Source organism: Arhodomonas sp. KWT (assembly GCF_010993615.1).
Map to the genome: position 1 here is coordinate 1 of NZ_WNXE01000987.1, position 611 is coordinate 611.

Sequence of the window (611 nt, forward strand, 5' to 3'; positions counted from 1 at the left end):
GGGTGGCGATCTGGCGGGCGTTGCCGGGCTTGCGGCCGTCGTCCTCGACGATCAGCTCCACGTCGACGCCGCCGAGCTTGCCGTCGTTCTGCTCCATCGCCAGGCGGAAGCCGTTGCGGATGTCCTCGCCGAGGTAGCCGCCCCCGGTGGACAGCGTGGTGATCATGCCGATCTTCACCGGCGCGGCACTCGCAGCGCCCGCGACGGCGGTGCACAGTGCGGCCGCCGCAGCGGCCAGGCGGAAGGTTCCCCGTGTCATGCCGTTATCCTCGCTCGTGTTGTGATTGTATGCGCCGGGCCGGCACCGCTCAGGCCCCGCCGGCCTGCTCCCCGGCCTCGCGCAGCCGGAAGCGCTGGAGCTTGCCGGTGGCGGTGCGAGGCAGGGCGTCGACGAAGCCGATCGCCCGCGGATACTTGTACGGCGCGATGGTGGCCTTGACGTGCGCCTGCAGCGCCGCCGCCAGTTCGTCGTCGCCGGTCACCCCCGCCGCGGGGACCACGTAGGCCTTCACGATCCGTCCCCGGTCCACGTCGGGCACGCCGATCACCGCGCACTCGGCGACGGCCTCGTGGGAGAGCAGGGCGTTCTCGACCTCGGGCCCGGAGATGTT

General features: G+C 72.2%; 1 protein-coding gene and 1 pseudogene. Both read right to left on the reverse strand.

The window, feature by feature from the left end; genetic code table 11:
- A partial coding sequence (locus G7A99_RS23690; RefSeq protein WP_163144517.1) for an ABC transporter substrate-binding protein occupies positions 1-259 on the reverse strand: 259 nt, incomplete at its 3' end.
- A gap of 49 nt (positions 260-308) precedes the next feature.
- Positions 309-611 (reverse strand): annotated as a pseudogene (locus G7A99_RS23695) (2-aminobenzoate-CoA ligase); the annotation flags it as partial.